A 23,491-nucleotide genomic window follows, 5' to 3' on the forward strand; every position below is an offset into this window, starting at 1 on the left:
GGCGAACTTGTATGCACACCTTATATTTTAGGGGCAATCTCGCCACTAACAGATACGGAAGAGCGCGCTTATGCTAACCTCCCACGTACGGGTAAACATTCTATTTTAGCGGCCTACGATCGCGCCCTTGAGTACATGAATAAAGAGTCCATTTACGGAACGATTTGTTGCGAACTAGGTGGCGCTAACACTGCGGTATCGTTTTATTTAGCAGCTATGTTTGACGGCTACATCATTGATGCCGACCCTGCTGGACGAGCAGTTCCTGAAATTACCCACTCAACCTATTATTTAAATAATTTACCCGCAGCACCAATTATTACCGCAAACGAATTTGGCGAGTGCTTTATTTGTGAAAACGTTATAGATGACTTACGCGCTGAAACCGTAGTGCGTGCGCTTGCCAAAATTAGCCGTAACGACATAGCAGCCATTGATCATATTCTTCCTATTGACCAGATGAAAGATGCGGTTATTCACGGCACGATAAGTAAAGCATTAAAGCTTGGAAGAGCCATGCGTGAAGCCAACAACTCAAATGAAAGCACTATTAATGTAGTTGCCGAGCAAGGTAATGGATTTGTCGCGTTTGAAGGCGTTGTTAGTGAGTTTGAATTTAAAACACTTGAAGGATTTACTATAGGCGAAGTTATGCTTGCTGGTACTGGCGAGTTTGCAGGTAACAGCTATAAAATTACAGTTAAAAACGAAAATATGGCAGCGTTTTTAAATGGAGAAGTCCACGTTACCATTCCTGATTTAATTTGTTGCTTAAACACACAAGCGGGTACACCAATTACTAACCCAAATTATGAAATAGGTATGCCTGTATCTGTTATTATTTTGCCAGCACCTGTTGAGTTTACAACGCCAAAAGGGCTTTCTATATTTGGCCCTAATTACGCAGGCGTTAAGAGTGATTATCGCCCTGCTATAAAGAGTTAACTATTCAGCTCTAACCTGAATTATTATAAAGCTTAGCGTGGTTAGCACTTAACCCGTTAAGCCTTCATATAAATAACTCACTTCCAATCTGTAATACACTTTTAATCAAAGTAAAAAACTATAATAAAAATCTTATATAGGTAATAATCTTTAAATTAATGGACTCAAGGATTATTTGGTATGCTAGGTTTTTGGTATAAGGAGTTTCCGCAATACCCTAAAGATCATAAAGACTTTTGGCGTACTCGTTTAATAGCCCACTCTTTACTAATAACTACGAGTTATTTTTTAGTTTTAACACTCCTCAACCTTTTCTACTTTGAAAGCTATAACATTGCTTTAATTGATGCCTTAGGGCTGACTATATCACTAGGTATCTATACTTGGTTTAATAAAACAGCCAACGTAAATGCAGCAGCATGGGCCGTTGCCCTTATGGTTGTTAGCTTAATAATGATGTTTGTGATTTCTGTAGGCGGACATGCGCATTCTTTATTTTGGGCAACGTTGATCCCGCCTTTTAGCTTTTTTTTAGTTGGAAGAAACTGGGGAAGCCTATTTAGTGCAGTCGCTTTTGCTATTTGTGCGTATCTTGTGTATTTACAACAACAGCAAACTGTAACAATTGGCTTAGGCTCTTTATTTAATCTTATAGAGGTAAGCCTTGCTCATATTTTAATTTTTAGGTTTTACGAAAAAACACGGTTTTCGGCATACACTCGATTATCTATCCGTAACTTAGAAATTCAACACTTAGCAGAAACCGATAAGTTAACGGGGCTTTATAACAGGCAAAAATTTGATTTTGAATTATCACAGTTAATTGCTAAAAATGACGTTTTTAAAACCCCACATTGCTTACTTATTTGCGATATAGACCACTTCAAAAATATAAACGATACCTACGGGCATTTGGTTGGTGATAACGTGCTAACTGAATTTGCAAAAATATTAAAAAGCCGTATGGGAAATGACGCACTTATTGCGCGATGGGGTGGAGAAGAATTCACTATTATTTTATCCAACACCTCTTTAAATGATAGCGCTAAAAAAGCCGATGACCTGAGAAAGTATATTGCCGAAAACACAGTTACAAATGTAGCATTTACTATAAGTATTGGATTAGCAACGATACAAAAAGACGATACAGTGCTAAAACTACTGGAGCGGGCTGATACAGCGCTATATAAGGCTAAAAATAATGGACGCAATAAAGTATATGTTAGTGTTAGCGATAACGATTCAACCGTTATCACTCAATCAACTTACTTAAATGAGTTTATAGCCTAAACTTAAGCGTACTGCCCACAAGCAAATCCACAGCTCCACGCATATTGGAAGTTGTAGCCTCCAAGCCACCCTGTTACGTCAGTTACTTCGCCTATAAAGTATAGGCCTTTAGCTTTTTTAGCTTCAAAGGTTTTTGAGCTCAACTCGTCGGTATCTACACCGCCCAATGTTACTTCTGCTGTTCTATAACCTTCTGTGCCATTGGGTTTAATTTGCCACGCATGAATATAATTTACTAACTCATTTATTTGAGCATGGGTAAGCTGATTAATATTACAATCTGGTATCGCTTTGCTTTCGTGCAGTATTTCTATAAAGCGTTTAGGTAAAATAGTCGCAAGGCTATTTTTTAACGACTTTTGTGCTTGCATTTCTCGCCAATCAGCAAGTTGCTGCCTTAAATCAATTTCAGGTAATAGGTTTATAGTTACAGCCTGCCCTGCTCGCCAAAATGAGCTTATTTGCAATATTGCTGGGCCCGATAACCCTCGGTGAGTAAAGAGGATGTTTTCTTTAAATACGGTGCCGTCTTCGCTTGAAACTTCACAAGGAATGCTAATTCCCGAGAGCCCTTCAAAACGCTCTTTATCATGCTGATGCAAAGTAAACGGCACAAGTGCAGCCATGGTTGGTAACACGCTTAAGCCAAACTGCTCTGCAATTTTATAACCTATTGGTGTAGCCCCTAGTTTTGGCATAGTTAAGCCACCTGATGCTATAACTAACGACTCACAGCTTAAGGTTTCTTGCTCTGTGGTAACGCTATAGCCGGTTTCGGTTTTTGATACGCTGATCACTTCACTGCGTAGTTTTATATTTACCCCGGCCCACTCACATTCGGTCAGTAAAATATCAACAATGTCTTGTGCATTGTTATCGCAAAAAAGCTGACCTAGTGTTTTATGGTGATACGCCAAGCCATGTCTGTCTACCAGCTCAATAAAGTCATGCTGTGTATAGCGACTTAAACATGATTTAACAAAATGAGCATTTGCGCATAAGTAGTTATCAGGGGTTGCGTTTTCATTTGTAAAATTACAACGCCCACCACCACTTATTAAAATTTTACGACCTGGTTTTTTGCCCATATCAAGTACTGTAACGCTTCGGCCACGGTATCCAGCTTGCGCTGCACACATTAATCCTGCTGCTCCCGCACCTATTACAATTACATCTACTTGACTCATTATTTTACCCTACTAAAAAATTTTTCCGATTATAGCAAAGTTTGATAGCTAACAACGTAGCATTTAAATTATTAGCAATAACACAACAAAAACGCATCAGTAATAAGTCGGGAATAATTACCCGCACAATAAACCAACCCTTTATACTTATTTTTAATTTATATGACAAATACTAAACAACGAGTAAACCGCTAAAAACCTGAGTTATAACTAAATGAAAGAGGTACATAATAAATTGATATTTCAACCTAGTTAACAGGTAGTTTACTTTTGTTCCCACATCGTGATCCTACATCACGAAATAATAAATAAAAATCTAGGGATAATTATGACAACAAGTAAAACTTTTAAAAGATGCGCAATTGCAATTACAGTTAGTACGCTTTTTGCTGCAACATCTGGCATGGCTCAATCAGTTTCAAGTTCAATGGCTGAAACATCGGCTAAACTACAAAGCCAAGGCGGTTTCGAAACTCAGTTCATTATTAAATATAAAAATAATAACGAAATGGCGAGCCTCTCAACTGCAGACGCAAGCCCAGCTAGCATGAAAAAGCGCGCACAAAGCTTTGTTAAAAACTTCGCTTCTAAAAAAGGCAAAGTAAAAGCAAAATACGTTCGTGCAATGGCACTTAATAATCATCACGTAATGCGTGCTGATAAAAAATTAAGTGCGGCTGAGGCCCAAGAGTTTATGCAAGAAATGGTTGATTCTGGCAATGTTGAATACATTGAAGTGGATCAAATGCTAAAGCCGTTTTCAACTCCTAACGATCCACGTTTTGATGACCAATGGCACTACTACGAGCAAGCCGGTGGTTTAAACTTACCGACCGCATGGGATACCGCAACGGGTAGCGGTGTAGTTGTAGCTGTACTAGATACGGGCTACCGCCCTCATGCTGATTTAAACGCTAATATTTTACCGGGTTACGATATGATCTCTAACCTTTCGGTAGCTAATGACGGTGGTGGTCGCGATAGCGATGCACGTGATCCTGGTGATGCAGTTGCTGCGAATGAATGTGGTACTAACGGTGCACAAAACTCTAGCTGGCATGGCACGCACGTAGCCGGCACAGTTGCTGCGGTAACCAATAACGGTGAAGGTGTTGCAGGCGTAGCTTATAACGCAAAAGTAGTGCCTGTTCGTGTACTAGGTAAGTGTGGTGGTTTAACCTCTGATATTGCAGACGGTATTATTTGGGCATCTGGTGGAAGTGTTTCAGGTATTCCTGCTAACTCAAACCCTGCTGATGTAATTAATATGAGTTTAGGTGGGAGCGGTTCATGTAGCTCTACAACTCAAAATGCAATTAACACAGCACGTAGTAACGGCACTGTGGTAGTTATTGCTGCAGGTAACGATAACGATAACTCAGCAAACTACAACCCAGGTAACTGTAACGGTGTAGTAAACGTAGCCTCAGTGGGCCGTAATGGCGGCAGAGCTTATTACTCAAACTACGGTAGCAATATTGATGTTGCAGCACCAGGTGGCGCACAAAGCTTTGCAAACGACTCCGAAGGCGTTCTATCAACTTACAATTCAGGTTCGTCTACACCTTCAAGCGACAGCTATGGCTTTTCACAAGGTACATCAATGGCTGCGCCCCACGTAGCAGGTGTTGCGGCACTTATTAAGCAAGCAAAGCCAGATGCAACGCCTGACGAAATAGAAAGTATTTTAAAATCAACTACCCGTTCGTTCCCTGTAACATGTACTAGCTGTGGTACGGGTATTGTTGATGCTNGCAAGTGGCGGCACTACTCCACCTACCGGTGGCGATAGCGAGCTTATTAATGGTGAAGCTAAAACAGGTTTAAGTGGGGCTGCAAATGCACAAGCATTTTACACGATGACAGTACCAAGCGGTGCAACTAACGTAACATTCACTATGAGTGGTGGTACTGGCGATGCTGATTTATACGTACGTGCAGGCAGTAAACCTACAACTACTACCTATGATTGTCGTCCATATAAAGGCGGTAATAGCGAAGAGTGTTCTATTGATAACCCTACTGCGGGAACTTACCACGTAATGCTTAACGGCTACTCTGCGTATTCAGCTGTTACCTTGGTAGGTAATATTACTGGTGGTTCATCATCGGGTGGCGGTTCAGGTACTCCACAAGCAGGTGGCGGCACTATAAGCGATGTGTCAGCCAATACTGGGCAGTGGAAACATTACACGTTAGATGTACCAGCTGGAATGACTACGTTTACAGTAACAACATCGGGTGGCAGTGGCGATGCTGATTTATTTGTAAAATACGGTAGCCAACCAACAGCAAGCTCATACGATTGCCGCCCTTATAAAAATGGCAATGCAGAAACATGTACATTTACTAATCCACAAGCAGGTACTTGGCACTTAAGCGTTAACGCTTATAGCACTTTCTCTGGTTTAACGCTTAGCGGGCAATACCAACCGTAATTTAAAGTTTGGGCCTTTAATAAAAAAACCGATGTTGCTGCCAACATCGGTTTTTCAATAATAACTAGCAGATTAGTTAAAACTAAAATCTACACTTTATTACTGTTATAGCTTCTCTAGTACTGATTCTGCGCGGCTTACAACAAACTCTTTGTCTTGTTCTACAAATAAACCTGTTACTAGCGCATTTTCAATAATCATAGCGTAACGCGTTGAACGTATACCACCAAAACTAGCAGTATCTTTATCAAGCCCTAAAGATTTAGTGAAACTTCCATCGCCATCCCCAAGCATTGTAATTTCTTGCGCGTTTTGTGAGTCACCCCATGCTTTCATAACAAATGCATCATTAACAGATACACAGTAAATAGCGTCAACACCTTTTGCTTTAATTTTATCAGCAAGGGTAATAAATTCAGGTAAATGGGCATTTGAACACGTTGGTGTAAACGCACCAGGTACTGCAAATAACACGACTTTTTTACCTTCAAACAATTCTTTATTTGTAAGAGATTGCATACCGTCGTCAGTTAATTGCGTTAACGTCACTGCTGGTAATTCTTGGCCTTGCTCAATCATGGTAATTCCTTGAAAAGATTAATACAGAATAAGTAACAATCGTACTACGTAGCCTACACTACTAGGTATAAAAAGTACGGCTAACTTAGTAGCTCAAAATAGCCTACCATAGAACGAAGAATACGCGCTGTATTAAGGTAAATTCAAATCATTTATAAAACTTGAAAAATCATTACCTAGCTTTTCATCTCGCAGACTGTACTCAACAATTGCTTTTAAGTAGCCTAACTTATCTCCACAATCGTGAGAGCGACCACTCATATGAAATGCTTCAACGGTTTCTTGTGCCATTAATGCGTCAATAGAATCTGTAAGTTGTATTTCACCGCCAGCACCTACAGACGTTTTTGCAAGTAGAGGCCAAATATTCTTACTCAGTACATATCGCCCTACAACAGCTAGATTAGAAGGCGCTAAATCTGCATCAGGTTTTTCAACCATTGCTTTAATTGCAGCACTTTTACCTGGCATTAGATCAACACCGTTTATATCAGCAATACCATATTTACTAACGTCTTCTTTAGCTACCGGCTCAAGCATTATTTGGCTTGCTTGAGTTTCTTTAAAGCGTGTAATCATGGCCGCTAAGTTTTCAGTCTCTTGATCCGCAGTATAGGCATCAAGTATCACATCAGGCAGGAGCACAACAAAGTTGTTATCACCAACTATTGGTTTAGCGCATAAAATAGCATGCCCTAGCCCTTTAGCTTCACCTTGGCGTACACTCATAATAGTTACATCATTTGGACAAATAGAGCGAATTTCATCTAATAAAGCTCGTTTAACACGCTTCTCAAGAGTCGCTTCTAGTTCATAACTTGTATCAAAGTGGTTTTCGATTGCATTTTTAGAGCTATGCGTAACTAACACTATATCTTTAATACCAGCGGACACACATTCGCTGACAATATATTGAATTAGAGGCTTATCGACTATTGGGAGCATTTCTTTTGGGATAGCTTTTGTCATAGGGAGCATTCTCGTCCCTAAGCCAGCTACTGGAATTACAGCTTTCATATCTGTCCTTAGTGATTAAGTTTGTAAATAATATAAATTCGCTTAATTAAGTGATCTATTTTGAGGATGGAAAAACGTGTTGATAGCTAGGCAAAAAATTCGCTACTTAGTTGTTCTAAATGAGAATTTTTTAACACAGGTGCGACACGTTTAGCCCCGCAAAATAATTAAGTATTATTGCGTATTGGTACAAACTAGCAGATACAAAATAGATACCAGCTGAATAAAGTTACCTCTTTTGAAGAAGTAAATTTGAAGCTGTTTATTAAACAGAGACTCTACATTTTTGGTTATTTAAAATGAGCAGGTAAGTTATGAAGTTTATTAATGATTTTGTTGTGGGGTGAGATTACATTAGCTAAACGAAAAAAGCCTGGGTTTGCTATAAATAACAAACCCAGACCAATAAATTTCTAACTAAAGGTCGCGTTACAAAACCTTTTTATAATTAAAGACCTGCACGCTCTTTAATTACTGCAATAAGCGGTGAGCTGGCAAAATTCCCTTCAGCCCAAGCAATATCAGCACCATCTGTTAACGCACTTTTTGATAAGTTTTTAACTATATACTCACCAGTATCTACTGCATTACTAGCAACAGCATGGCGTAATAAATTATTACCATTACATTGTACTGCATCATAAATATTACGGATTTTTACACGAGAGCTTTTAAGCTTGCTGCGTAATCGGTTTTTATCATCAGCAGCAATATACTCACAAATAGATACCGCTAATTGATCTTCAGCACTTGCAGGTGCTGTGTACGAAAATGAACTTACAGCGATAACAGCAGTAAGTACAACTAGCTTTGATAATTTAGACATGACAAACCCTTTATGGTACTTTATTCTTATATAGACTGTTTAATATTATACCAACCTACTAAAAATTACGCAATAATGTTAACGTGCTTTATATAAGGTTACGAAGTTATAACTAGATTTGTTTTTTTCATCAGGGAGGTTTTCTTGCTCTTCTCTCACGTCCCAATTAGCAACTTTATTGTAATCGGGAAACTGTGTATCGCCTTTAATATCTAAATCAATAAAGGTTAAATACAAACGTTCTGCTTTTGGTAAAAATTGCTCATAAATATTACCGCCACCAATAATCATTACTTCTTCAACAGCATAAACTAGCTCTAGTGCAGCCTCTGGTGTAGTTACCACTTCAATACCCTCTGCAGTATATTCGCTGTTTCGAGTAATAATAATATTACGACGCCCAGGTAAAGGACGGCCTATTGACTCAAACGTTTTACGACCCATGATCACAGGTTTACCCGTAGTTACTTTTTTAAAATGCTGAAGATCCGCTGGTAAATGCCATGGCATTTTATTATCTAGGCCAATTACACGGTTATTTGCCATTGCTGCAATCATTGAAATTATCATAATAAACACCTAGTACTTTATTCTTAAACAAAGAAAAAGGAGCATAAGCTCCTTTTTAATAAATTCTATTTAATTAACGCTCGTAGACTACTTCTACGTCGTAATCATCTTCATCCCAGTCGTCCCAATCATCATCATTGCCCTTACCTTTAGTGGCTTTTTCATGATAGGTATCCCACTTGAATTCAACTTCTTCATCTTCAACTTGTACAAACTTCTCTTTAGGCATGCTATCGAGAAGCGTCATTATGTTGTGGATTAAAGGTTGAGTATTAAGTTTATTAATTGCTGAGATGTGATAAATATTTTCAGTTTCGCCCAGTTCTTCTGCAATCGCTTCGCATAGCGCTTTTGCTTCGTCTTCTGGTAATAAATCTATTTTATTAAACACTAACCAGCGTGGCTTTTCAGCTAATTTAGGGCTGTATTGGTGTAGCTCGTTAATAATCGAGAATGCATTATCAACAGGGTTTGAACCATCTACCGGCATTACATCAATAATGTGTAATAACACACGACAACGCTCTAAATGCTTCAAGAAGCGAATACCAAGGCCTGCACCATCAGATGCACCTTCAATTAGACCTGGAATATCGGCTATAACAAATGATTTATTTGCTTCAGGACGTACCACACCTAAATTAGGAATAAGCGTCGTGAATGGGTAATCAGCTACTTTTGGTCTAGCTGCAGATACACTGCGGATAAACGTAGATTTACCTGCATTTGGTAATCCTAATAAGCCTACATCAGCTAATAATAGTAACTCTAATTTTAAGTTACGTACTTCACCAGGTGTGCCCAATGTTTTTTGACGAGGTGCTCGGTTAGTACTTGATTTAAAACGTGCATTCCCCAAGCCGTGGAAACCACCTTTTGCAACCAAAATTCGTTGACCATGTTGAGTTAAGTCGCCAAGTCCCTCTTGGGTATCAACATCCATGATGCGTGTGCCTACAGGCACCATAACAAATAAGTCGTCGGCTTTTCGGCCTGTACAGTTACGGCTACGACCGTTAGTGCCACGTTCAGCCCTATGGAAACGCTCAAACTGATAATCAATTAGGGTATTTAAGTTTTCATCAGCTTGTAGATAAACACTACCACCGTCTCCACCGTCACCGCCGTCTGGTCCACCATCTGGAACATATTTTTCACGACGGAAAGACACGATGCCGCTGCCACCGTCTCCAGCTTCTGCGCGAATTTCTACTTCATCTACAAACTTCATGATTACTCACTTTAGGGATTGGCTTGTTTAATAACTCTATTATATACCCAAGCCAACACAAATGCAGGCTTGGGTATATATTGGCTGACTACAAAACAAAAAACCCCGCAAAGGCGGGGTTTTTAACTACCTTACTGATTACTCAGTTACGATAGTTACGTATTTACGGTTTAAAGGACCTTTTTGTTCAAACTGAACTTTACCATCTGCTTTTGCGAAGATAGTGTGGTCTTTACCGATACCTACGTTAGTACCAGGGTGGAAACGAGTTCCACGCTGACGAACAATGATGCTACCCGCTAGAACTGATTCGCCACCAAAACGCTTAACACCAAGGCGTTTGCTTTCTGAATCGCGACCGTTACGAGTACTACCAGCTGCTTTTTTATGTGCCATTTCTAAGTACCTCTAATTAAGCGCTAATGCTAGTGATTTTAACTTCAGTGAACCATTGACGATGGCCCATTTGCTTACGAGAATGCTTACGGCGTCTAAATTTAACAACCTTAATCTTCTCACCGCGACCATGTGAAACAACCTCAGCTGTTATCTTGCCACCGTTTACGAACGGTACACCGATCTCGATTTTCTCACCATCAGCAACTAAAAGTACTGAATCAAATTCTACTGCCGCACCAGTTTCAACGTCTAATTTTTCAAGACGAATCGTTTGACCTTCAGTCACACGATGCTGTTTACCACCACTTTGGAAAACCGCGTACATAATTAACTCCGTCTGTGCACCCTCAAATCGGCGCAACTAAAATATTCTTCGATAGGGCGCGAAGTTTACGCTAACGCGAAATAACTAGCAAGCCTATTTTGTAATTAAAATGAATAAAAAGTAGCTGCTTTGAGAGCAATTCAATATTTACCCCATTTTATATTAATTGGCCCTTTTGCCAAGCGCTTTTTAACTCTTAGCCGAAATAAATTAATGTACTCAAATATGACCCTCACAGCTCAATATCTAAGCACACCATAAACTCTATATTGATTATCAATTAATCAGTTATCTTGGCTAATTCAGTCTAAATTAAGTACTTTAATAGTGTTTTTTCAATCAATCGTCACAAAATATCGAGCTAGTGCATTTTTTGTTGTACAATCTGTGCCGTTCACACATAAAAATTGGCTCGGAGATCAATGGATATAAAAGCTATCCAGGCGTTAATCGAAAGCGATATGAATGACGTCAATCAACTTATACATGCGCAAATGCGCTCAGATGTGGCGTTAGTTAATCAGCTTGGTTTATATATAGTTAGCAGTGGCGGCAAACGCGTTCGTCCAATGCTGGCTATTTTAGCAGCCAAAGCGCTCGGTTATCAGGGTAAAGATCACATAACACTTGCAACAATTGTTGAGTTTATTCATACAGCAACGCTATTGCATGATGATGTTGTAGATGAATCAAACTTACGACGTGGCACGCCTACAGCAAATGCTGAATTTGGTAATGCTGCTAGCGTATTGGTTGGTGACTTTATTTACACTCGTTCATTTCAGCTTATGGTTGGCCTTGGCAAAATGCAGGTTATGCAAGTACTTGCCGATGCAACAAACATTATTGCTGAAGGTGAAGTATTGCAATTAATGAACTGCAACGACCCAGATACGACCGAAGCCAGTTATATGCAGGTTATTTACTCTAAAACAGCTAAGTTGTTTGAAGCAGCGACAGGGCTTGCAGCCATTATTACTGAGCAAGATCAAAGTACTCTCGATGCACTAAACCTGTACGGTATGCATTTAGGTACTGCATTTCAGTTAGTGGATGACGTACTTGATTACAATGCAGATGCTGAACAGTTGGGTAAAAACATTGGTGATGATTTAGCTGAAGGCAAACCAACGCTTCCACTTATTTATGCCATGCAACATGGTAGCGAGCAGCAAACACAGCTCATTCGTGATGCAATAGAGCACAGTAATGGTATGGAGCATTTAGAAGAAATTTTAACTGCACTAAAACAAACTAATGCGCTTGAGTTTACAATGCAAAAAGCAGAGCTTGAGGCCGAAAAAGCCATTGCCTGTTTAGACTTTTTAGCTGAGTCTGACTATAAGCAAGCACTTAAAAGCCTTGCCCGTATTGCGGTTGACCGCGACCACTAGTTTTAACTAGTTACACAGTGTGACATTAATTCTGAGTAATAAAAAAGCCTGCAAATGCAGGCTTTTTGTTGCTTAAACCGGCTATTACGCCATGAAATCAACACCTTCTTTGATGTCTTTTTTCAGAGTTTCAAGCATGTCATTTTTTGCTTTTGTTTCAAATGCGCTTAGTTCGCCGTAAGAAAGAATTTCTTCTACACCGTTTTTACCTAAACGTACTGGATGTGCAAAGTACTCTGCATCGCCATTTTCAACAGCAACGTAAGCGTAATCTACAACTTCTTCACCTTGTAGGCCTTTAACTAAAGACATACAAAAACGAGCTGCAGCAGCACCCATAGATAGCGTAGCTGAACCACCGCCTGCTTTAGCATTTACAACTTCAGTACCCGCATTTTGGATACGTGGAGTAAGTGCAGCAACTTCTTCATCAGTGAAAGAAACACCTTCAACTTGAGAAAGTAGAGGCAGAATAGTTGTGCCTGAGTGACCACCAATTACTGGTACTTTTACAGTTGCTACGTCTACGCCTTTAAGTTCAGCAACAAATGCTTCTGAACGAATAACGTCAAGCGTAGTAATACCGAATACGCGTTTAGCGTCGTAAGTACCTGCTTTTTTGAATACTTCAGCAACAATTGGAACTGTGCCGTTTACTGGGTTAGTAATAATACCTACTAACGCTTTAGGACAGCTGGCAACAATGCCTTCTGCTAACGTTTTGATGATACCAGCATTCACATTGAATAAATCAGCACGGTCCATGCCTGGCTTACGTGGCATACCCGCTGGAATAAGAACGATGTCAGAGCCTTCAAGCGCTTTGTTTAGTTCATCAGCGCCAAAACCTGCTACTTTAACATCTGTTGGGATGTGAGAAAGGTCAACCGCAACACCTGGTACTACTGGTGCAACATCATAAAGTGATAATTCAGAGCCAGCTGGCAAGCCTGTTTTTAATAATAAAGACAACGCTTGGCCGATACCGCCTGCAGCACCTAATACAGCAACTTTCATTGGAATTCTCCGTCATTTGAGGTAGGAAATATTTGTGGCTCTTAAGATAATGAAATTAGCGACTAAAAACAAATTTATCCTGTGTATTTCAGGTATATTTTCGACCATAGTTGTAAACTTTATTGGTTTATCGCATCAAACTGGCAAGTTAACTAAACAACTACTGCATAATTATTCATTATTGTGTAGAATTTACGACATAAATAACAAAAATGAATAAAGACTATGCAACCGCAAGATAAACAAGAAGCACTGGTAAAAGCATTTAAATCACTATTAAAAGAAGAAAATTTTGGCTCTCAAGGCGAAATAGTTGATGCGTTAAAAGATCAAGGTTTTGACAATATAAGCCAAAGTAAAGTATCACGCATGTTAAGTAAATTTGGCGCTGTACGCACACGTAATGCCAAACAAGAAATGGTTTACTGCTTACCTGCTGAAATGGGTGTACCTACGGCTAAAAGCCCATTACGCCAATTAGTAATCGACATTATGCACAACGAAATGATGATCATCATTCGTACCAGCCCAGGTGCTGCTCAGCTTATTGCACGTTTATTAGATTCATTAGGTAAAGCAGATGGCGTACTAGGAACAATTGCAGGCGACGATACTATTTTTATCGCTCCTGCTAAAATATCTGAAATAGATGTAACACTTGAACGTGTTCGCATTTTATTTGATACAGTTTAATAGCAAACTAAATTTGTTTTAAAAACCCTATTGAAGGTGCAAAGAAAGCAGAGCCCATATCGGCTTGAGTAAAATCAAGCCAGTGGTCGTAGCAGTCCCCTTCCCCTAAACGACTATTAAGTACTTTTTCAAATGCGGTGCCCGTACAAGCGCATGTAATTGATAACATTCCCTGCTCATACACGTCGCCATAAGGCATGCTTTGATTTAATAGTAGCGGTTGTCCGTCTTCGTCTTTTAGCTCACTTCGCGAAGCATGGCTGGTTTCGACCGCTGGAGTAATTAGCGTGTTATCAAGACGCGTACGTCCCATTATTTGCTCTTGCTCACTCAATGATAAATGCTGCCACATAGTTAAATCATGTTTATAACGCTGAACATGAATATAACTCCCCTGATCTTCAAAGCTACCAGGGTTGCTGATTAAAGCCGTAGCGCGCTTTTTTCTTCCATGTGCGGTGTCGCCACCATAAATAAAACCGTTAAAATCACGACCATCTAAAAAACGAAAATTACGAATTTGCTCCACCAGCTCAACATCGGGGGCAAATAATTTTAAAATTTGCAGCGCAAATAAATGGTTAACATCTTCACGGTCAGAGCGAATTTGCACAAATAAATCGCACGGTTGTACGCTCATTTGGTGATCGCTATGGGTTATATTGGGAAAGCTCTGTAATTCGCTTGGAATGTATTCAGGGAGGATATGCGGCCAGTATTGCGCACCAATAGCAACCATACAAGAGAGCATTGATTCTGAAAATTGATCGCTAAACTCTTCTTCTATAGCGCTTACTTGTTTTAACTTTGCGCGAAGTGATTCGTCTTGACCATCAAACACATTAAAAAATAAGTGCAAACCGTGTAAGTTTGCTTCAGCACAAATCCCTGATTGCGCTTGCGCCATTGTTATTCCTTAGTTTTACAGATAAAAACACAGCGAATAACAAATTAATTACGATTCGAAAAAATTCACCGTGTGAGGTTTTATTTTTATTATAACCTGATCATTATTTTCAAATGACTGGCCATATTGTGCAGCAACTTCAATTTCTTGTTCATCAATGACAAGCGAATAAACATACGCCGAACCAATAAAGCGACGACTTATGATTGTAGCTCGCTTGCTGAATTTGTCACTTTGGTTATCTGCCACTAATTCTATTTGATGAGGGCGCACATATATAAGCCCTGCACTTACATTATGCTTACTCTCAACATAAGATTCGACTAAACCAAATGGTGTTTTATATTCAGTTGCGGTTAACACTTCTGCGCTTAAGTATATGCCCTGACCCAGAAACTCTGCAACCTCCTTTGAACATGGAGCTGCAAAAAGCTGCTCAGGCGTGCCTTGTTGCTCAATTTTACCGCGATGCATAATGGCAAGTGTATCTGAAAACGCAAACGCCTCTTCTTTTGAGTGTGTAACAAACACAGCAGATACTTGAGTTGCCTTAATAATTCGACGTATATCGGCAATTAATTCAAAGCGTACTTGTGTGTCGATGTTTGAAAAGGGCTCATCAAGGAGTAATAAACTAGGTTTATAAGCTAATGCACGAGCGATAGCGACGCGTTGCTGTTGGCCACCCGATAACTGGTGTGGAAACCTGTCAGCACAGCCAATTAAATGTACAAGCTTAAGCATTTCATCAACGCGTTGCTGCTTTTGAGCTTTGCTCATATTACTAAGCCCAAATGCGATATTATTTGCCACCGTTAAATGCGGAAACAACGCATAGTCTTGAAACATCATGCCGATGTTACGATGCTCAGGTGAGACAAACGATTGCTCATCACTCACTAATTTACCGTCTATAAAAATAGACCCTTGCTTGGCTTCAATTAAACCTGCAATCGCTTTTAATGTGGTTGTTTTTCCGCATCCACTCGCCCCGAGTAGGCAAACAATTTCGTCTTTACCTACTGTTAAATCTAAATCGTGAATAACCTTTGTGCCGTTATAGTGATAGCTCACGCCTTGTAAAATTAAACTACTCATTTAACTACGCTGCTCCATAGAACGATTAATAAAATACAAAGGAATAAACCCAACAATAACAATAAATAATGCAGATATTGAAGCAAGCTCTAACTGCTCGTCACTCACATACTGAAATACATGAGTAGCTAAGCTTTCAAAATTAAACGGTCTGAGCAATAGCGCAGCCGGCAACTCTTTCATACACTCAATAAATACCAATAAGGCAGCAGTGAGCAATCCTCTTCGCAGTAAAGGTAGATGCACTAAACGCAGCGTTTGCCCTTGGCTTTTACCCATTGATTGGCTTGCCATATCAAGTGATGGACTAATACGTAAAAAACTCGACTCAATTGCTCCGTGTGCAATGGCGTAAAACCTAACAATATAAGCAATAATAATAGTAAGAATGCTACCTGTAAGCAGTAAGCCAATATCTAAATTATACGGCTCGAGCGCTGTGTTAATGGTGTTCTCTAATAATGTAAGGGGTAACAAAACCGCAATAGCGAGTACTGTGCCAGGCAGCGCATAGCCTGTGCTTGCTAAACGCCCAGGAATAAGCGGATACGTTTGCTTTGCCACACGCTGATAAAAAACCACAAAAACACTCAATGTAATGGTTATAACACTTACAACCCCTGCCACTTTTAAACTTTGCCAAGAGTAACTAAAAAACTCTACATCCCATGCTTTATCAAAGTAGGTAATGGCGTAATTTATAAGTACTGCAATAGGAATTACAAAAGCGATAAGTAAAATAAAGCTACAAAATGCCGTTGCGAGCCAAGCAGACTTTCCTTTTAATACATAGAGCGATTCGCTATTTACACTTGATTGGCGCTCAAATACCGCTTGATTACGACGACTAAAACGCTCTGCCATTAATGCTAAAAATAACAGCAGTAACATCACACCCGATATTTTAGCGGCCGCTGTAAGTGAGTAATAACCAAACCACGTATCGTANCCGCCACAATTGCCCCACGAGAGAGCACTAAACTAACTTTAAAAAAGCTTTGCCAAGGAGATAGCCCCATTAACTGGCTAGCTTGTACTAATTTGAATGACTGCTCGCGAAGGGCCGTTTTAAAAATTAAAAATAAATACGGGTAAAGCACCAAGGCAATCATAACGATGGCGCCGGGTAATGTACGTATATCAAAAAACCAATAGTCGCTAGGCGATTGCCAGCCAAACCATTCTCTCAGCGCTATTTGCACCGGGCCCGCATAATCTAATAAATCAGTGTATACATAGGCAATAATATAGGTGGGCATAGCAAGGGGTAGCATAAGTGCCCATTCAAACTGTTTTTTACCCGGGAAACTACAGTAAGCCGTTAGCCACCCAAGTGGCAAAGCTATGGCGCAGCTAAGGACGCAAACACCTAAAACTAACAATACGGTATTGGTTATGTAATCCCAAAGCACGGTATCCCACAGGTGAGAAAACACCTTAGAGCTACCTTGTAGAGATTCAAAAAGAAGAAAAAACAACGGGGCCGATAGTATTAAGCCAGTCGACCACGCAAAGAGCTGCCATTTAGACAGCTTAAATTTATTAGTCATTAAAGATCGAACTTCACCTCATCAATTAGCTTAAGTGCTAACGGACGATATTTACTAATCTCATCAAGTGGCAAGCTGTCTTCTTTAAAGCTACCCCAAGAGGAAACCAAAGTTGATAATTCAACACCCGACTTAACTGGATACTCCATATTTAATGAGGCATACATGTTTTGTGCTTTGCTGTCGGTCATATACTCTATGAGCTTTAATGCATTTTCAGGGTTTTTAGCGTATTTGGTAATAACCGCACCCGATACATTTATATGTGAGCCACGATTAACTTGATTCGGAAAGTTAATATTTACGGCCTCTGCCCAACCTTTTTGTTCTTTATCTTCTAGCATTTTGCCAAGGTAGTAACTATTACCTAATGCCAAGTTACATAAACCTTCTTTAACAGCTTTAACTTGAGCACGATCGTTACCTTGAGGCTTGCGCGCTAAATTAGCCTTCACACCTTCAANAAGCCACTCTTTAGTTTGCGCTTCACCATGGTGTGCAATCATAGAAGCTACTAAACCTAAATTATATGGATGTTTGCCTGAGCGCGTACAAATTTGTCCTTTGTATTTAGAGTCTGCTAAATCTTCATAAGTGAGCTTAGGTAACTCACCAACTCGCTCTTTTGATGAATACACATTACGCACTCGCTTAGTAAGCGCAACCCATTGGCCATCACCGTCACGAAAGGCGGCTGGAACATTATTATTTACACTGTCACTTTTTATAGTTTGTGTTAATTTTAAATCTTCTAATTGAATAAGCGCGCTAAAGTTAGAGGTTAATACTAAATCAGCTTTACTGTGCTTGCCTTCGCGTTTAACACGCTCAATTAGCCCTTTTTTAGCAAAAACAACATTGGTTTTTATGCCTGTTTGCTTTGTAAAGTCTTCTAAAATTGGCTGAATTAAAAACGGTTGACGAAAAGAGTAGATGTTAACAACATCGTTTGCAAAGACTGGTGCCGATGCAACTACCCCTAAAACAAGTGCAAATACTTTCTTCATTATTCCACCTAAATAACTGTTATTATCAACGAATTCTACCGTGCTCATTCTAAAAGTGCACACTTTAAATAAATGTAAATATGTAAATAACGCCCAAAAGGAAATACGGTGTAAGAGATGTCTTACGGATGTGACAGCTAATGAGTAAAAAACAAGATAAAAAACAACCTAAAAACAGTTAAACACATGAATTATATGAGATTTATTTTTATTGCTATTGCAAAAACACTAATTGAATGTAGTTTTATCTCTATTTTAGTTGCTCTATTGCACTATAATTTACGCATCAACCAAGCAATGACGCTTATTGAGTAAAAGGAAATGGACTGCTTACTCAACCAACCAATGATTAGGTTATCAGGACAACACGGATTTTAGGACAGGCTCAGGATGAGTATCACAACGCAATGTTGTAAAAAGGACAGCGTCAGGAAGATGCGAAAAGGATAATAACAAGGCTAAGTTGTTCAACAGGATGTTGAAGGAATAAATGGACAGGCCTTTAAGGCAACACAAGGGATTGGTTAAAACAAGGATACACTAGGAAGTGTAATTAAGGATTTGGTAATAGTATTTACCCTACAGGATGTTTAGGAATTAAAGGATACAGGCCCGGACGGTCTACATTACATAGAACTAAAAAGTAATATAGTAATAAACATGGATTAGTGAAAATTGGAGTTGATTAAGTTCAATTGCAGGATGCAGAAAATTAGAAGATTCCGCAAGCGCGCCTAGAGATAGAGCGCGCTTTTCTTTGCCTAAAATTTGGGTGAGTAAAGCACTGAGCAACTATCACTAATCTTTACTGAGTAATATCGCGTCACAGCAAATCAATGCTAAGACCTTAAAATACTTTATTAATATTTTAAATTTCGCTAAGTTTTTTATTAATTGCGCCGATAACTAAATAACGCAAGGATCATAAATACTCAATGGATATGAATTTTAAAACATCTCAAAGTAATACCTTTTTATGTAAAGTATCAGACGCAAGTACAGCAAAACCAATTGGTGTATTTAGTGCCCAAACCCCCAGCGAAAATCCCTATAAAGCTTTATTTAACCCCAAAGGTTATAACTTTTTAAATATGCCAATGAGTGAGTTTAAAAATATACTTAACGAAATTATTCAGTTAGAACGCGACATTCGTATTAGCAAGTGGGGTGAGGGTGCTCGACCTGATGAGTTTAGTTATCAACTTAATAGAATAGCAGACGCAATTGCAACGACTCAATTTAATGGCAAAATAGACATTAACTGCTACTTTTTAAAACGAGTTGAAGAAGCAAAAGAAATGATTGGTGAAGACTGTATCTCGTTTATTCAAGTGCATAATAGTATAAGTCAATTGTATAATACTGTTTTACAATTAACATCTGAAGAAGGCTTCAGAGCAATTCAAAATAAAGCACTTGCTCACTTAAAAAATCAGCAAGCATTTGCTTAACTTCGTAAAATTAACCTTCTAGCGGTCGGCCTTTATTGCGCTTACCCAATAAATACGCATCACGAAACTTAATAAAATGCTGCTCTAATTTTGTCGATGCATCCATTTCGCCCGCAAGTGCTAATACCATAATAGCCACTTCAGCAGTGCCTAGTTGATGCGCATGAGGGGCTACACGTAATCGGTAATCAGATAGTTTATCAGCAGTAACAGAAAGTACAGGCAAGTTATCTAAATAAGGGCTTTTGCGAATCATTTTTTTAGCTTCGCGCCACGTACCATCTAAGAATATAAATAGCGGCTTTTTACCTGATTCAATACTCACTTCTGTAATGGCTCTGCCCTCTTCTACATCTTCAGCAGGAAAGACGACCATAGGCTGATACTGCGAATCATTTATTAAAGCTAAAAGAGCGGGGTTAGGATCTGTTCTATCCCATCTAAATGCGTGGTTATCTGGCACTATTTCAGCAATTAAACGCCCTGTATTAGAAGGTTTAAAGCTTTCATTATGATACATCAGTAAGCACACAGCGGCCTTACAATCTGCATGCTCAACACCTTTGCAAATACAGTAGTGCTTAGCAATCAGGCATTGTTCACAGCGATCTAATTTACCGCCTCGAGCATTAAACTCTCGACGAGATTCACTTATTTGTTGAGCGCGTAATGCTAAAACTGAGTTTTTCACTGTATTTACCTTCAATTAATTAAGCGCGCATTGTAACGACTTCTTGTTATTTAATCTTATATTTATCTAAGTTAAAAATAGACATAAAAAAACCCAACCGAAGTTGGGTTTTTTAAGCAAATACTAAGAAGTTAAATTACTTCTTTTTAGCTGCTTTTTTGTTTGGTAAATCAGTGATTGAACCTTCAAAAATTTCAGCTGCAAGGCCGATTGATTCATTCAATGTTGGGTGAGCATGAATTGTAAGCGCTAAGTCTTCACCATCAGCACCCATTTCAATACCTAAACCGATTTCGCCAAGCATTTCGCCCGCGTTAATACCGATCATAGCACCACCGATTATACGGCCACTTTCTTTATCAAAGATAAGTTTAGTAGAACCTTCAGTACGAGCAGATGCAATTGCACGACCAGATGCTGCCCACGGGAATACCGCAGTTTCAACTTTTAAGCCTTGCTCTTTTGCTTCTTTCTCAGTAACACCTACCCAAGCGATTTCTGGGTCTGTGTACGCTATTGAAGGAATACATTTAGGGTCGAAGAAATGCTTCTGACCAGAAATAACTTCTGCAGCAACATGACCTTCATGAACCGCTTTATGCGCAAGCATAGGCTGTCCAACTAAGTCACCAATTGCAAAAATATGGCTTACGTTAGTACGTAATTGCTTATCAACATTAATAAAGCCACGCTCATCAACGTTTACGCCCGCTTTTTCAGCATCAAGTAAGTTACCGTTTGGAGTACGGCCAACTGCAACAAGTACTTTGTCGTAACGTACTGGTTCTGCTGGTGCGTTTTTACCTTCAAACGTTACGTATAAGCCGTCTTCTTTAGCTTCAACACCAACAACTTTAGTTGAAAGCATTACGTTGAATTTTTTGCTTACGTATTTTTGGTAAATTTTAATAATGTCTTTATCAGCTGCTGGTACTAATTGATCAGCAAATTCTACAACATCAATTGCAGAACCTAGCGCACGGTAAACCGTACCCATTTCAAGACCGATAATACCACCACCAAGTACAAGTAGTTTTTCTGGTACGTCTTTAAGTTCTAATGCACCAGTTGAATCAATTACACGGTCATCTTCTGGGATGAAAGGTAAGTTAACTGGTTTAGAACCTGCTGCAATAATCGCGTTATCAAACGTGATAGTTGTAGCGCTGTCTGCGCCTTCAACTACTAAAGTATTGCTGCCAGTGAATTTGCCGTATCCAGATACAACTTTCACTTTACGCATTTTGGCCATGCCTTCTAGTCCACCAGTTAACTGGCCAACTACAGAATCTTTCCAAGTACGAACTTGGTCAAGATCGATTTTTGGTGCGCCAAAAGTAACACCGTGAGATGACATTTCTGCTGCGTCATCAATCACTTTAGCTACGTGTAAAAGTGCTTTAGAAGGAATACAACCAACATTAAGACATACGCCACCTAATGTTTCGCGAGATTCTACTAATGTAACTTCTAAGCCCAAGTCAGCAGCACGGAAAGCCGCAGAATAACCACCAGGACCACCGCCTAGTACAACAACTTGAGTTTTTAATTCGTTGCTCATGCTTTTACCTTAATTGTTTGAACGGGACACTGCCCTAAAATTTAACTGCCATGTTTCTGCAAGGCAGAAAGAGTGAGCAGCGCACAAAGTGATGCAATTCGTACAAAGATTGTATCATTGCAAATGGTAAAAATCCCAGCTAAAAACAACTGGCTGGGATTTGATTCTATTTATTTTATTGCGTATACCAATTTTACTAAACTGGTTACATCACCAACTGGCGAATATCGCTCATGTAACTTGCAAGAGTCACAGTAAAGCGTGCAGCTAATGCTCCGTCAATAACCCTATGGTCGTATGACATAGACAGCGGAACCATTAGTTTTGGTTCAAACTCTTTGCCATTCCATTTAGGTTTCATTTCAGATTTAGATACACCTAAAATAGCAACTTCTGGCGCATTAACAATCGGCGTAAATGCCGTACCGCCGATACCGCCAAGGCTAGAGATAGTAAAACAGCCACCTTGCATATCAGACGATGTAAGCTTACCGTCACGTGCTTTAACAGATACTTCCATTAGTTCACGTGATAATTCAATAATGCCTTTTTTATCAACATCTTTAAACACTGGCACTACTAAACCATTTGGCGTATCAACAGCAACACCGATGTTAATGTACTTCTTAAGAATTAAACTTTCGCCGTCGCTAGACAGTGAAGAGTTAAATGTTGGGAAGTCTGCAAGTGCTTTAGCCGCTGCTTTCATCACAAACACAAGTGGTGTGATTTTAACGCCAAGCTTTTTCTTCTCGCTAAGTGCATTTTGCTCTTTACGGAATACTTCAAGGCTTGTGATATCAGCTTCATCAAACTGTGTAACATGTGGGATTTGTACCCAGTTACGGTGTAAGTTTTTACCTGATAGCTTTTGAATGCGAGACAGTTTTTTCTCTTCAATTTCACCAAATTTAGCAAAATCTACTTTAGGCCATGGAATAAGACCAAGCTCACTACCACCTGCGCTACTACCTGCAGATAATTGACCAGATTCAACTTGCTTAACTAGGTTTTTAACATAGTTTTGCACGTCTTCTTTAACTATACGGGCTTTGCGACCAGTGCCTTTAACGTTAGCTAGGTTAATACCAAACTCACGCGCTAAACGGCGAACAACGGGTGATGCATGAGCATACGCGCTGTTTTCTGTGAAACTTTCATTACTTGCTTTTGCAGGTGCTGCTTGAGCCGGTGCTGACTCAGTTTTAGCCGCTGCTGCAGGTGCTGATTTTTCAGCTGGTGCAGATGCCGCTGGCGCACTGCCTGCAACTTCAAATACAAAAATTAATGAACCAGTCGATACTTTATCGCCAGC

At 39.5% G+C, this 23,491-nt stretch carries 22 protein-coding genes and 2 pseudogenes (1 of these 24 only partly in view); 8 read left to right on the forward strand and 16 right to left on the reverse strand.

From position 1 onward, the window contains the following. Together L655_RS0106895 and L655_RS0106900 are read left to right on the forward strand one after the other, a co-directional pair. Positions 1–945, forward strand: partial view of a DUF917 domain-containing protein gene (locus L655_RS0106895; RefSeq protein ID WP_024604536.1) — the 3' portion only. The gene continues 171 nt to the left of window position 1, outside the view; only the last 945 of its 1,116 coding nucleotides appear in the window; the start codon falls outside the window, past its left edge; the stop codon is at positions 943–945. A gap of 180 nt (positions 946–1,125) precedes the next feature. After that, on the forward strand, positions 1,126–2,235 hold the full coding sequence (locus L655_RS0106900; protein ID WP_024604537.1) for a GGDEF domain-containing protein: 1,110 nt from the start codon (positions 1,126–1,128) through the stop codon (positions 2,233–2,235). A 2-nt stretch (positions 2,236–2,237) separates the two neighbouring features. Here L655_RS0106900 and L655_RS0106905 read toward each other — a convergent pair whose 3' ends face one another. Next, positions 2,238–3,422: an NAD(P)/FAD-dependent oxidoreductase gene (locus L655_RS0106905; protein WP_024604538.1), complete on the reverse strand. Its 1,185-nt coding sequence runs from the start codon at positions 3,420–3,422 to the stop codon at positions 2,238–2,240. A 328-nt stretch (positions 3,423–3,750) separates the two neighbouring features. Between L655_RS0106905 and L655_RS01000000125265 the strand changes: the two are divergent. Beyond that, a pseudogene (locus tag L655_RS01000000125265) lies at positions 3,751–5,860 on the forward strand (S8 family peptidase). Between the two features lie 105 nt (positions 5,861–5,965). On the opposite strand, the gene L655_RS0106915 reads toward L655_RS01000000125265, so the two are convergent. The 7 genes from L655_RS0106915 to rplU all read right to left on the reverse strand — a co-directional run bounded on the left by L655_RS0106915 (position 5,966) and on the right by rplU (position 10,807). Continuing rightward, on the reverse strand, positions 5,966–6,439 hold the full coding sequence (locus tag L655_RS0106915) for a peroxiredoxin (protein ID WP_024594812.1): 474 nt from the start codon (positions 6,437–6,439) through the stop codon (positions 5,966–5,968). 132 nt (positions 6,440–6,571) lie between these two features. Then, positions 6,572–7,456, reverse strand: coding sequence for a UTP--glucose-1-phosphate uridylyltransferase GalU (gene galU, locus L655_RS0106920; RefSeq protein WP_024604539.1), 885 nt, complete (start codon positions 7,454–7,456; stop codon positions 6,572–6,574). 448 nt (positions 7,457–7,904) lie between these two features. Then, entirely contained in the window at positions 7,905–8,282 is a 378-nt protein-coding gene (locus L655_RS0106925; protein WP_024604540.1) for a DUF3718 domain-containing protein, read from the reverse strand. A gap of 78 nt (positions 8,283–8,360) precedes the next feature. Continuing rightward, positions 8,361–8,852: a type 3 dihydrofolate reductase gene (gene folA, locus L655_RS0106930; RefSeq protein ID WP_024604541.1), complete on the reverse strand. Its 492-nt coding sequence runs from the start codon at positions 8,850–8,852 to the stop codon at positions 8,361–8,363. Between the two features lie 73 nt (positions 8,853–8,925). Then, a complete protein-coding gene (gene cgtA / locus L655_RS0106935) occupies positions 8,926–10,083 on the reverse strand; it encodes an Obg family GTPase CgtA (RefSeq protein ID WP_024604542.1) in 1,158 nt (385 codons plus the stop codon). 138 nt (positions 10,084–10,221) lie between these two features. Then, entirely contained in the window at positions 10,222–10,479 is a 258-nt protein-coding gene (gene rpmA / locus L655_RS0106940; RefSeq protein WP_002957747.1) for a 50S ribosomal protein L27, read from the reverse strand. 16 nt (positions 10,480–10,495) lie between these two features. Continuing rightward, positions 10,496–10,807 (reverse strand): 50S ribosomal protein L21, encoded by a 312-nt coding sequence (gene rplU / locus L655_RS0106945; protein WP_002957748.1) that lies wholly within the window; start codon positions 10,805–10,807, stop codon positions 10,496–10,498. Positions 10,808–11,229: 422 nt separating this feature from the next. Here rplU and ispB point away from each other — a divergent pair, with 422 nt between their 5' ends. Continuing rightward, positions 11,230–12,201, forward strand: a complete 972-nt coding sequence (ispB, locus tag L655_RS0106950) for an octaprenyl diphosphate synthase (protein ID WP_024604543.1) — start codon at positions 11,230–11,232, stop codon at positions 12,199–12,201. Between the two features lie 84 nt (positions 12,202–12,285). Here ispB and mdh read toward each other — a convergent pair whose 3' ends face one another. After that, positions 12,286–13,218, reverse strand: a complete 933-nt coding sequence (gene mdh / locus L655_RS0106955; RefSeq protein WP_007586102.1) for a malate dehydrogenase — start codon at positions 13,216–13,218, stop codon at positions 12,286–12,288. A 34-nt stretch (positions 13,219–13,252) separates the two neighbouring features. On the opposite strand from mdh, the gene L655_RS1000000127185 reads away from it, so the two are divergent. Together L655_RS1000000127185 and argR are read left to right on the forward strand one after the other, a co-directional pair. Then, positions 13,253–13,438 carry a hypothetical protein gene (locus tag L655_RS1000000127185; protein WP_125825543.1) on the forward strand — a complete coding sequence of 62 codons (186 nt, stop codon included), beginning with the start codon at positions 13,253–13,255 and terminating at the stop codon, positions 13,436–13,438. Positions 13,439–13,443: 5 nt separating this feature from the next. Beyond that, on the forward strand, positions 13,444–13,911 hold the full coding sequence (argR, locus tag L655_RS0106960) for a transcriptional regulator ArgR (protein ID WP_002957753.1): 468 nt from the start codon (positions 13,444–13,446) through the stop codon (positions 13,909–13,911). A 7-nt stretch (positions 13,912–13,918) separates the two neighbouring features. On the opposite strand, the gene L655_RS0106965 is transcribed toward argR, so the two are convergent. The 4 genes and pseudogenes from L655_RS0106965 to L655_RS0106980 form a co-directional block, all read right to left on the reverse strand. Continuing rightward, positions 13,919–14,818 (reverse strand): Dyp-type peroxidase, encoded by a 900-nt coding sequence (locus L655_RS0106965; protein WP_024604544.1) that lies wholly within the window; start codon positions 14,816–14,818, stop codon positions 13,919–13,921. A gap of 48 nt (positions 14,819–14,866) precedes the next feature. Next, complete coding sequence (locus L655_RS0106970; RefSeq protein WP_024604545.1) at positions 14,867–15,916, reverse strand: ABC transporter ATP-binding protein; 1,050 nt, start codon at positions 15,914–15,916, stop codon at positions 14,867–14,869. Beyond that, positions 15,917–17,466: pseudogene (locus L655_RS01000000125270) on the reverse strand (iron ABC transporter permease). After that, positions 17,466–18,473, reverse strand: a complete 1,008-nt coding sequence (locus L655_RS0106980) for an extracellular solute-binding protein (RefSeq protein ID WP_024604546.1) — start codon at positions 18,471–18,473, stop codon at positions 17,466–17,468. Before L655_RS0106980 ends, L655_RS01000000125270 begins: the two are co-directional and overlap by 1 nt. 186 nt (positions 18,474–18,659) lie before the next feature. Between L655_RS0106980 and L655_RS1000000128345 the strand changes: the two genes are divergently transcribed. Both L655_RS1000000128345 and L655_RS0106985 read left to right on the forward strand, forming a co-directional pair. Continuing rightward, positions 18,660–18,788 (forward strand): hypothetical protein, encoded by a 129-nt coding sequence (locus L655_RS1000000128345; protein ID WP_275041162.1) that lies wholly within the window; start codon positions 18,660–18,662, stop codon positions 18,786–18,788. A gap of 620 nt (positions 18,789–19,408) precedes the next feature. After that, a complete protein-coding gene (locus L655_RS0106985) occupies positions 19,409–19,924 on the forward strand; it encodes a hypothetical protein (RefSeq protein WP_024604547.1) in 516 nt (171 codons plus the stop codon). A 10-nt stretch (positions 19,925–19,934) separates the two neighbouring features. On the opposite strand, the gene L655_RS0106990 is transcribed toward L655_RS0106985, so the two are convergent. The 3 genes from L655_RS0106990 to aceF all read right to left on the reverse strand — a co-directional run. Then, positions 19,935–20,615: a tRNA-uridine aminocarboxypropyltransferase gene (locus L655_RS0106990; RefSeq protein ID WP_024594643.1), complete on the reverse strand. Its 681-nt coding sequence runs from the start codon at positions 20,613–20,615 to the stop codon at positions 19,935–19,937. A 136-nt stretch (positions 20,616–20,751) separates the two neighbouring features. Next, a complete protein-coding gene (gene lpdA / locus L655_RS0106995) occupies positions 20,752–22,176 on the reverse strand; it encodes a dihydrolipoyl dehydrogenase (protein WP_024604548.1) in 1,425 nt (474 codons plus the stop codon). 205 nt (positions 22,177–22,381) lie between these two features. Next, positions 22,382–23,491, reverse strand: a 1,110-nt coding sequence (gene aceF, locus L655_RS0107000; protein WP_024604549.1) for a dihydrolipoyllysine-residue acetyltransferase, incomplete at its 5' end; no start/stop codon positions are given.

The sequence above is a fragment of the Pseudoalteromonas sp. TAE79 genome (genome assembly GCF_000498015.1).
In the GTDB taxonomy this organism is placed as follows: Bacteria; Pseudomonadota; Gammaproteobacteria; order Enterobacterales; family Alteromonadaceae; genus Pseudoalteromonas.

Excerpts from the sequence above, each read along its gene's own strand:
- L655_RS0106900 (WP_024604537.1), top strand. The coding sequence starts at position 1,126 with ATGCTAGGTTTTTGGTATAAGGAGTTTCCGCAATACCCTAAAGATCAT.
- L655_RS0106905 (WP_024604538.1), bottom strand. The coding sequence starts at position 3,422 with ATGAGTCAAGTAGATGTAATTGTAATAGGTGCGGGAGCAGCAGGATTA.
- L655_RS0106915 (WP_024594812.1), bottom strand. The coding sequence starts at position 6,439 with ATGATTGAGCAAGGCCAAGAATTACCAGCAGTGACGTTAACGCAATTA.
- galU (WP_024604539.1), bottom strand. The coding sequence starts at position 7,456 with ATGAAAGCTGTAATTCCAGTAGCTGGCTTAGGGACGAGAATGCTCCCT.
- L655_RS0106925 (WP_024604540.1), bottom strand. The coding sequence starts at position 8,282 with ATGTCTAAATTATCAAAGCTAGTTGTACTTACTGCTGTTATCGCTGTA.
- folA (WP_024604541.1), bottom strand. The coding sequence starts at position 8,852 with ATGATAATTTCAATGATTGCAGCAATGGCAAATAACCGTGTAATTGGC.
- cgtA (WP_024604542.1), bottom strand. The coding sequence starts at position 10,083 with ATGAAGTTTGTAGATGAAGTAGAAATTCGCGCAGAAGCTGGAGACGGT.
- rpmA (WP_002957747.1), bottom strand. The coding sequence starts at position 10,479 with ATGGCACATAAAAAAGCAGCTGGTAGTACTCGTAACGGTCGCGATTCA.
- rplU (WP_002957748.1), bottom strand. The coding sequence starts at position 10,807 with ATGTACGCGGTTTTCCAAAGTGGTGGTAAACAGCATCGTGTGACTGAA.
- ispB (WP_024604543.1), top strand. The coding sequence starts at position 11,230 with ATGGATATAAAAGCTATCCAGGCGTTAATCGAAAGCGATATGAATGAC.
- mdh (WP_007586102.1), bottom strand. The coding sequence starts at position 13,218 with ATGAAAGTTGCTGTATTAGGTGCTGCAGGCGGTATCGGCCAAGCGTTG.
- argR (WP_002957753.1), top strand. The coding sequence starts at position 13,444 with ATGCAACCGCAAGATAAACAAGAAGCACTGGTAAAAGCATTTAAATCA.
- L655_RS0106965 (WP_024604544.1), bottom strand. The coding sequence starts at position 14,818 with ATGGCGCAAGCGCAATCAGGGATTTGTGCTGAAGCAAACTTACACGGT.
- L655_RS0106970 (WP_024604545.1), bottom strand. The coding sequence starts at position 15,916 with ATGAGTAGTTTAATTTTACAAGGCGTGAGCTATCACTATAACGGCACA.
- L655_RS1000000128345 (WP_275041162.1), top strand. The coding sequence starts at position 18,660 with ATGAATTATATGAGATTTATTTTTATTGCTATTGCAAAAACACTAATT.
- L655_RS0106985 (WP_024604547.1), top strand. The coding sequence starts at position 19,409 with ATGGATATGAATTTTAAAACATCTCAAAGTAATACCTTTTTATGTAAA.
- lpdA (WP_024604548.1), bottom strand. The coding sequence starts at position 22,176 with ATGAGCAACGAATTAAAAACTCAAGTTGTTGTACTAGGCGGTGGTCCT.